Source organism: Deltaproteobacteria bacterium (assembly GCA_018668695.1).
GTDB lineage: Bacteria > Myxococcota > XYA12-FULL-58-9 > XYA12-FULL-58-9 > JABJBS01 > JABJBS01.
Map to the genome: position 1 here is coordinate 39,564 of JABJBS010000377.1, position 8,678 is coordinate 48,241.

The 8,678-nt window shown below is 51.5% G+C and carries 7 protein-coding genes; all 7 read left to right on the top strand.

Annotated features, from left to right (window positions below; genetic code table 11):
• The first annotated feature begins 37 nt into the window (after nt 1-37).
• The gene (locus tag HOK28_22000) at nt 38-1,570 is read left to right on the top strand and encodes a CotH kinase family protein (GenBank protein ID MBT6435780.1); all 1,533 of its coding nucleotides are present in this window, start codon (nt 38-40) and stop codon (nt 1,568-1,570) included.
• Between the two features lie 292 nt (nt 1,571-1,862).
• Entirely contained in the window at nt 1,863-2,993 is a 1,131-nt protein-coding gene (locus tag HOK28_22005) for a hypothetical protein (GenBank protein ID MBT6435781.1), read from the top strand.
• Between the two features lie 327 nt (nt 2,994-3,320).
• Nucleotides 3,321-4,034, top strand: a complete 714-nt coding sequence (locus HOK28_22010) for a polyphosphate polymerase domain-containing protein (protein ID MBT6435782.1) — start codon at nt 3,321-3,323, stop codon at nt 4,032-4,034.
• Nucleotides 4,034-4,714 (top strand): DUF4956 domain-containing protein, encoded by a 681-nt coding sequence (locus HOK28_22015; GenBank protein ID MBT6435783.1) that lies wholly within the window; start codon nt 4,034-4,036, stop codon nt 4,712-4,714. The genes HOK28_22010 and HOK28_22015 overlap by 1 nt, the downstream gene beginning before the upstream one ends.
• 1 nt (nt 4,715) lies before the next feature.
• A complete protein-coding gene (locus HOK28_22020) occupies nt 4,716-6,746 on the top strand; it encodes a biotin/lipoyl-binding protein (GenBank protein ID MBT6435784.1) in 2,031 nt (676 codons plus the stop codon).
• Nucleotides 6,734-8,080: a TolC family protein gene (locus tag HOK28_22025; protein ID MBT6435785.1), complete on the top strand. Its 1,347-nt coding sequence runs from the start codon at nt 6,734-6,736 to the stop codon at nt 8,078-8,080. Before HOK28_22020 ends, HOK28_22025 begins: the two co-directional genes overlap by 13 nt.
• Before the next feature lie 154 nt (nt 8,081-8,234).
• Nucleotides 8,235-8,678 (top strand): hypothetical protein (locus HOK28_22030; GenBank protein ID MBT6435786.1); only part of this gene is annotated, 444 nt, incomplete at its 3' end.

The window sequence follows — 8,678 nt, forward strand, 5'->3', positions numbered from 1 at the left end:
CGGGTCGTTCACGAAACCCTCAAGAGGAGCCCAAAAGATGATAAACCCCAATAAATTCAAACGCTTAATTCTGGCATCGGCCATCATAGGGAGCTGTTATGGGTGCGCCGCGGATGAAGTGGCCGGTGAAACGACAGGCGATGAAACATCAAGCTCACAAGATGAAACCACGCAAGAACAAGACGAGCCCGGTGACTCAGACGAGACAACCGATCCTAATGACGATGCATCTGAAGTTGAAAGCTTTCGCCCAGAGGGTTGGGCCGAAGAGAGCCACGCCAAAGGCGTAGACGCCGATTACGAGCGGATTTTCCCAAATAGCGATGTTCAACAGATAGTAATCACCATCTCAGCTCAGCACTACGAAAACATGATGAACGATATGACCGAGCTCTACGGTAATCCGGGTCAGGGCGGAGGCGGTCCCGGCGGCGGTGGTGGCCCTGGGGGCGGATTTTCCGATACAGAGCCGAGCTTTGTTCCCGTGAACGTAGAATACAACGGCTTGACTTGGTGGAACGTGGGGATGCGCTTCAAAGGCAACTCAACGCTGATGGACGCATGGCGCAGCGGCGGTAAGAAACTTCCCTTTCGACTCGATTTTGATGAATTCGAAGACACCTTCGAAGAAATCGACGACCAACGCTTTTATGGGTTTAAGAAACTTACATTTTCAAGCGGGGCAAAAGATGACTCTTTGATTCGAGAAAAGCTAGGCGGTGAACTCTTTCGAGATGCTGGCGTCAAGGTTGCTCGCAGCAGCTTCTACCGAATTTATCTCGATGTGGGAGACGGCAATGGTCAAGTTTATGCTGGGCTTTATACCATGGTGGAAGACCTCTCAGACGACTTTTTGAAATCGCAATTCGAAGACGACAATGGCAATCTTTACAAGCCTGATGGAAACGGCGCTGATTGGCAGAGTTTTGTCGAGGGTGGCTTTATTAAGAAATCCAATGAGGAAGACGCCGATTGGACCGATATTCAAAATGCGATCGGTGCCCTACACGCTTCGCAAAATGATGCTGAAGCCTGGAGAACAGACCTTGAGCGACACTTCAACGTGGGCGAATACCTCAAACTCTTGGCTGTGAACCAATCTATTGAAAACTGGGACACCTACGGCCTCATGACCCACAACTACTACCTCTACGCCGATCCCAGTGACAATGGACGACTTCTTTGGCTTCCCTGGGACTTAAACGAGTGCTTGCAGCCATCAAGGGGCGGCGGCATGAGTGTTTTACTGAGTGAGGTTTCTGACCAGTGGCCCGTCATCCGCTACCTGATGGACGATCCAGTTTACGCAGCTCAATATTATGAAGAGCTTGCGACCTTTTTAGACGGCGCCTTCGCTATCGATAAAGTTGAAAACCGAATGCAAGAGCTGCACGACCTGGTGGCGCCCTTCGTAAGCGGCGAAACTGGAGAAGCCTATCCCTACACCAATTTGAGCAATACTTCTGCTTTTGAAACATCGTTAACCCAAGGCAACTACGCCCTAAAGAACCATCTCCAAGACCGGCACGAAGCGGTTGAAGATGCCTTGTCATCCGTCGGTTTTGAATAAGGCTGGCGGCCCGGACTTGAGGAGTAAAAGATGTCTAGCCCTCGCGAAATCATTGTGGGAATTGGGGCGTTCTTCATAACCATCTTTTTTGTTCAAGGACTTATTGAGTTTTTAGTTTGAGACCGCCGCTTTCACCAGTGCGTGCTTCAATTCCCTATACATCCAACTCAATGAGGCTTTCTCTAAGCTTGGCTAAGCTGCGTTTGTCATTTACTTTGAATTAGAAAATTTGGTAACTTCCCCACTTGGCATGCTAAATCGCCACCATTATCCTGTCTTCTTAGGAGTCATTATGCGCTTAATCGTTTGCTTGAGTATCATCTCAACGATTCATCTTTTCGGCTGCGCCGGCAGTGAGCCGTGCGTTTATTCGGAAACTACCGGTTATGGTAGCGATTGCTCAATCGACGACAATGCAAGCAGTGTTACCCTTAATGAATTTAGCTCAAAGGGTGATGACTTTGTAGAGATCTACAACCAAGGTGACTCACAGGTAGACATCGGCGGCTGGATCCTCACCGATGATGTAGAGGTTGGGAAAATAGACAATTACGACCCGGCCGCAGATCTTGAGAAGTTCGTGTTCCCGGCAGGCACCGTGATTGCAGGGCAAGCATTTCTCGCCATTCCCAAAGGCGCAGAAGGCATCGCACATCCATTTGGCATTAGCTCAAAAGGCGACACGGTCACCTTGGTGGCAAGTAACGGGCAGCTCATCGACCAAGGTCAGGCTGCCGACGGGCAATCAAGGCCGTCCTACTGCCGAATCCCAGACGGCACCGGTAATTGGGAAGTGTGTGAACTTACCGCAGGCAGCGCCAACCAAGCCGTTCAGTGTGGCAATGGAACCGTCGATGCCACCGAAGAGTGCGATGGAACCGATTTAGGCGGCAAGAGTTGTTCAGATTTGGCTGAGAGCTACACGGGTGGAAGCCTCACGTGCTCTTCATCGTGCACACTCATCCGGACCGGTTGTGAAACCAGCGCACTTTGCCAAAGCGGCGTTGTTTTAAATGAAGTCTGCCATAAGAACTCGCTTTGCGGAGTCGTGGGAACAACCACCGGAGACTGGCTAGAACTCTACAACGATTCAGATGAGACCGTTTCGATTTCAGGTTGCAGCATCCAAGTGAGTGAAGGCGGCTCGATGCAGTCCAAAACTCTCATCGCTCACATCAAAGATATGGAAAACCTCGAGCTTTCGCCGGGTGCTTATCTTGTGATCAACGACGTGGAAGAGCTATTTGATGCCGGCAACGATGCATTCGTGTCGCTTCTCGGTGAAAATGAAGAAGCTATCAATTCGCTGACAACATCATCCGCCCTTTCCGTGGACGGCGATCCTCAAAGCGACGCGTGCAGTATCGACGAAGGGACAAGCGCAGCTTCACCGAGTAGCACCAATCAGTGTGTAGGTCTTTAGACTACATGATCGTAGGGCCCTAACTTCAGCACCTTAGCGCTCTATTTAAACTCATATCGTTTAATTTTCCGTAACTTCTACCCCACGGGTCAGTTATTAAGTTAGCACCCACATCAAACTACACGTCGTGGTTAGAGTGTGGAGATTCTTTGAAGCTACTTAAATGGGTTTAGACCGCAAATTTCCCATCCCAATCGTGTGATGTAGTATCATTGGAAGAAAAGTGTCACATCTTAACAGGAGCTTCAGAGGTTGTTTTCAGCGCCCACACAAGTCTTAGAGCGACGAGAGTTTAAGTATCTCGTACCCGAAAAGGTTGCTCAAGATATGGGGCGTGCGCTGAGCAGTATTTGCTCGCGCGATGCATACTCCGGACCAGAAGGCATCTACACCATTCGGTCCCTTTACTTCGACTCTGCTAAGTTTGGCTGTTACTGGGCAAACGAGCGCGAACAATTCGAGCGGTTTAAGTGCCGCATACGCTCTTACCCGCCCCTTTCAAACAATGTCTGGTTTGAGGTGAAGGGCCGAGAAGGTGACACCATTCGCAAAACACGGGTCCGAGTTTCGGGCCGAGACTGGCAAGAACTTTTGCGAAATCCAAGCATCGAGAATCTCAGTAAGATTGACTTGCCCGGCCGCAACTACGCGGAGCGCTTTCTGTCTCTGATTCATACCCACCACCTCTCTCCAAAAGTGCTGGTAGAATACGACCGAGAAGCTTTCTTCTCTCACGTTGATGATTACGCCCGCGTCACATTCGACCGGGGTGTCCGCTGCCAAATTCAGGAAGAGGCTTCGGTGGAGGCTCAGGAAAATGCGTGGCGGTTCGTCGACAATCCGATTGTGACCCATACTCAAGGACCCATGTGCGTCGTCGAACTTAAATTTGGCGCGATGGTACCAAGATGGATGAGTGTTTTGGTTCAAAACTTTGAACTATTGCGATACTCTTTTTCGAAATATTGCTTCAGTGTAGACGCGCAACTGCTCTTACCCAATAGCCATGTGGCCGGTATTCAGGCCCAAGGAATGATGTAATGGATCTTCTCGATAGTATATCTAGACCCGACATAGTCGATTGGCGCACCGCCATCGTCTCGATACTTTTAGCGTTTGCGCTCGCCCAAGCCGTCGCCTCTGTTTATATGCGCACGTTTCGTGGCCTTAGCTACTCGCGCACCCTCGTTCAAGCAATGGCCCTGGCCTCTATTGTTACCTGTATGCTGATGCTTGCCATTGGCAACAGCATTGCAGCCGGTATTGGTATTGCGGGCGGTCTTTCCATCATTCGCTTTCGAACCACCATGCGCGACCCACGCGATATGGTCTTTGTGTTCACGGCCCTTGCCGCTGGTATTGCCTCGGGTCTTCAAGCCTACGCTGCGGCCATTGCGGGAACCGTTGTGTTCTTAGTCGCTGCCATGGCTCTAGACCTCACAGCTTTTGGTGCTCGCAAGCACTTTGACGGCCTCGTACGATTTGCGCTTCCCCCGCAAGGCGAAGCACAAACTTTGGTGGGTCAGCTCCTTAAAAAGCACTGCGACTCATTCGTGCTCGTGACGTTGCGAGAAGCTTCCCAAGGGAAAATGGTAGAGCACGCGTATCAAATTAGCATCCCTCACCCGGAAGCTCGAAGTGAACTCGTTGCCAATTTACAAGCACTGAGCGGCGTCCAAGACGTTACGCTTTTGATGCAAGAACCGACGTTGGATTTATAGAATGATGGATTGGAAAACAGAAAGAAGACTTCGCAGCTTAGGACCTTGGGCAATTTTTTGCTTTTCCCTGGTCGGTGCATTTGCCCTCCACGAGGCAGGCCATGGCACAGACCGGGCGGTAGGCTTTGCTGAGGGTGAAGAGATTTCCATCGGCGCACTCTACACGGGGCGCGTTAGCCAAATAGCTGTCGATGCTGGACAAGAAGTTACGGCCGGACAGGTCGTCGCTCAGCTCGACACCAAAGCCATCGATGCTCAAATTCAAGTCGTTCAAGCGGAATACAATCGCCTGGAAGCCGAAGCCGATGCCGGCCGAATTGGCGCTCAGCGCTCACAAACTCAGGACAACGACGCACTCGAGTCGAAGCGGCTCGCACTTCTTCGGGAACAGGCTCAGCTTAAGAGTTCAAGAGAGAAGCTCAGTATTCTCGCCGCCGAACGAAGCCGTATCCAAGATCTCGTCACACAAAATCTAGCCACCGGTGAAGAGCTCGCTGAGCTTGAAATGAAGTACGTCAGTGTCAAACAAGATGTAGCAGAGCGTCCACAGTCGGTTGCGCTGCTTCGCCGGCAACTCCAACGCGCCGAGCAAGACGCGTCTACTGTAGGTGATAAAGGCATCCACGTTGTTTCTCTCGCATTGGAGCGAAAGCTGGAAGTATCCAAGCGTAAATTGGAGCAGCTCCAAGAAGAACGAAACGCCTACACCTTGGTCGCACCGGTTTCAGGGCTCGTTACCTTGATTCACAGCTACCGCGGAGAAGTTGTGACCCCAGGCGAAGTGGTCGTGGGTATGGTTGGGGCGCAATCTTCACGCGTCATTGCGTGCTTATCTGAAGACCAGGCGCTCGATATCCGGCGCGGTGATATCGCAACACTCTGGCCCCGCGGCGATGCTATGAAATTAAGCGGCCGTGTAGTGACGCTTGGGCCCTTGGTCGACGAAGTTCCCATCCGGTGCCGGCAAATCCCTGGACGCCAGACCTTTGGTCGCCACGTCACCATTTTACTCGATAATCAAAGCTCTTTAATTCCCGGCCAAGCTCTGAGTGTGAAGTTCAACTTTTCAGGAACTGGATCAGGCACTGCCCAGGCCAAGCCCCAAGCCCAAGCTCTCACGGGTATGCTCAGCGCTATGAAAGTGCCAGATACGCTCCAAGCCCTCTCACGCTTTGAGCCTTCGGGCATTCTTTGGCACCAAGCGTCCTCCCGCTACTTGGTTGTCAGCGACGACACCGGTTTTAAGAGCAAGCGCGAAGACAGTCCCTGGATTTTCGAAATGTCGAATGCGGGCGAGGTTGGAATGAACCCCATCGCTATCCAAGGAGATATTCAATTCAGCGATCTTGAGTCCATTGCACCTGCCGAAGATGGGGGCATCTACTTATTGAGTTCTCAGGGGCACAGCCGCAGTGGCAAACGTAAAACGACACGCACTCAATTTATTAAAATTGAGCAAAATGAATCGGGCTTTCAAGCGGCTGCGAAGCAAAGCCTCGTCTCCACCATCGAGGCCCATGGTGAAGCTTATCTAAGCTCCCTGGGTCTTCCTGCCGGCACACGCGAACTGGAAATCGAAGCCATGGCAGCTCATCAAGGTGCTCTTTACCTCGGCCTAAAATCACCTCTCGATGCGGCGGGCAACGCCATGATTTGGAAAATGGAAGAACCAGAAGCATTTTTGCGAACCGGGAACCTCTCGCAGGAAAATCTATCGCTTTGGGCGACGGTTAAAGTACCTGCCCAAAGTGACGCAAAGGCGGTAGCTGGTGGTATTTCTGAGCTTCTCTTTTTACCGAATGGCTCTTTAATGATTGCCTCAACCCCTTCACAGGGTGACGGCAAACCTACGGGGTTTTTATCTTATGCACGTCAGCCTAAGGGCGGACTGATGTCTCTCGAAACGGTACGCACCTTCAAAGGTCATAAGCCGGAAGGTCTTAGTCTCTCGTCCAACCCTGGCTACGTGACCGTCGCATTTGATGCCGGCAACAACACACCGCATTGGGTTCAGGTTCCATGGCCCAAATAAATACGCTTCACCTCGCAGTCCTCGTTATAGGTTCCAGCCTGATCGGTGGTTGTTACTCCCCTTTGGCTCTATCCAAGGCAGACCTTACCGCTCAGGCGCAAAAGGAGCTTAGGCAAGAGCAAACACGGGCTTTTGATACACTGCAAACTCAAGGATCAAGTGTAACGCTCTCGGTCGAACAGGCCATGCAGCTGGCGCTTGAAACAAGCACCAATATCAAGGTTCGCCAAGCTTCACTTGCGTTTGCCAACGCAAAAATCTCCGAAGCAACTCAAATTCGGAATCCTGAAATTCGCTACTCTCAGGAAAAAATCGAAAATGGTTTTGGTGATGATTCCCGTATGGATGTTGAATTTCGAGTTCGCCCACCAAGGCCTGGTGAACTCGGCGCTAAAAAAGCGATAGCACAAGCATCAAGCCGGTCCGCTGAAGCCTCGCTCAAGCGCGAACGCGCCAAAGCCAAGTCCAGAGTACGGACTCTTTTTCGCGAGATTGGGTTTGTAAACGAGGAAATCATCGCCTCTGAAAAATCACTCGAGAAGCGCAAGCAACTCGTTGACTTAGCAAGCCTACGAACCAAGCGCGCCTTGGGGACACAAATTGATGTGGCGCTGGCGCAAGTGGCCTATCACGATGCCAAACAGGATTTAACGGAGCTTACCGCAGAGTTTGATATTCTCAACAAACAGCTGCTTCGCCTCGTCGGCTTGCCCCAAGATATTGAACTGAAGCTTGAGCAAGAAGCTCTGAGCCAGCTTAAGGTTGAGGAGCTTGCACCCGTGGCAGTTTATATCGAAAAGGCGCTGACTAACCGCTTTGAACTCGATATTGCAGCCTCTCGAATCGACGCCGCCAAAGCGCAAACGTATCTACAAAAAGCCGAAGCGTGGCCGTGGTTTTCTCACATTAAAGTCGGCTACGAGATGAAGCCTGACAATGATTTTTCGGGTGCAGTTACCGGAGGCGTGGCCCTTGAGATTCCGCTTTTTAGTCTCAATGGCGGCGGCATCGAAGTCGCTCAAACGCGCGAGTCTGTTCGGCGTACCGAATACGAGCTGCAAGTAGAAAATATCGTGGCGGAAGTGCAGCAGCAGTACCGCCAGGTGCAAAGAGCTGCGCAAGCACTTATCACTCTGCGTGATGGCTCTAAGGTTGCGGCAGAAGCAGCCACAGAAGCAGCACGCGCAGCGATGAACGCAGGTCAGGTTGTTGTTCAAGAGCTTGCCCTCATTGAAGAGCGCTCCGCTTCTACCCACCGTCAGTGGCTCCGGGCCCTGCGACGATACCACCGAGAACTCACCCAACTCTTCGAGCGCATTGCTCCCGCCGATTAAGAGCAGGCCTATCCTCTGTGGGCCAATGTAAACAAACTAAAGAGATCTATTGCGAAACTATTGAGCCCCAATAGCTCTTTAGCAAATTTGTAGAATCGACCCCCAAGCCGCGCTAAAATCCCATGACGACATTCACTTTGAACGGGGTTGCTTCATGAGAAGAGCATGTATCTACAAGTCGGTTGGGATTCTATTTATTTTAAGTATGGTCACGGCCTGTAACAGCGACTCTGAACCCGCTGAGGCTGATGCCAGTGATGTGTCTGACGCCAGTGATCCTTCGGATTCAACAGATCCGGCAGATGCAAGCGACCCAAGCAATACCTCAGATCTGGGCTACCCCGATTTAGCAAGCGTCTATGCCAAAGACAGAGTCTTGGAAGTTCAAGTCAGTATCCCCGAAGACGATTGGAACCAATTGCGATTTGAGCGCCGTTCCATGACGGGAATTTTTGGCGACAATTGCGAGCAAGGCATTGGTCTCGGTGAAACACCCTACAACTACTATCCAGCCTCGGTGACCGTAGACGACACCGTACTCGACAACATCGGTGTGCGAACCAAAGGGCTACTTGGCTCCATCAACCCCGCTCGGCCA

Coding starts and splice junctions, on each gene's coding strand:
- HOK28_22020 (MBT6435784.1), top strand. CDS start 4,716: ATGATGGATTGGAAAACAGAAAGAAGACTTCGCAGCTTAGGACCTTGG.
- HOK28_22000 (MBT6435780.1), top strand. CDS start 38: ATGATAAACCCCAATAAATTCAAACGCTTAATTCTGGCATCGGCCATC.
- HOK28_22005 (MBT6435781.1), top strand. CDS start 1,863: ATGCGCTTAATCGTTTGCTTGAGTATCATCTCAACGATTCATCTTTTC.
- HOK28_22010 (MBT6435782.1), top strand. CDS start 3,321: ATGGGGCGTGCGCTGAGCAGTATTTGCTCGCGCGATGCATACTCCGGA.
- HOK28_22025 (MBT6435785.1), top strand. CDS start 6,734: ATGGCCCAAATAAATACGCTTCACCTCGCAGTCCTCGTTATAGGTTCC.
- HOK28_22015 (MBT6435783.1), top strand. CDS start 4,034: ATGGATCTTCTCGATAGTATATCTAGACCCGACATAGTCGATTGGCGC.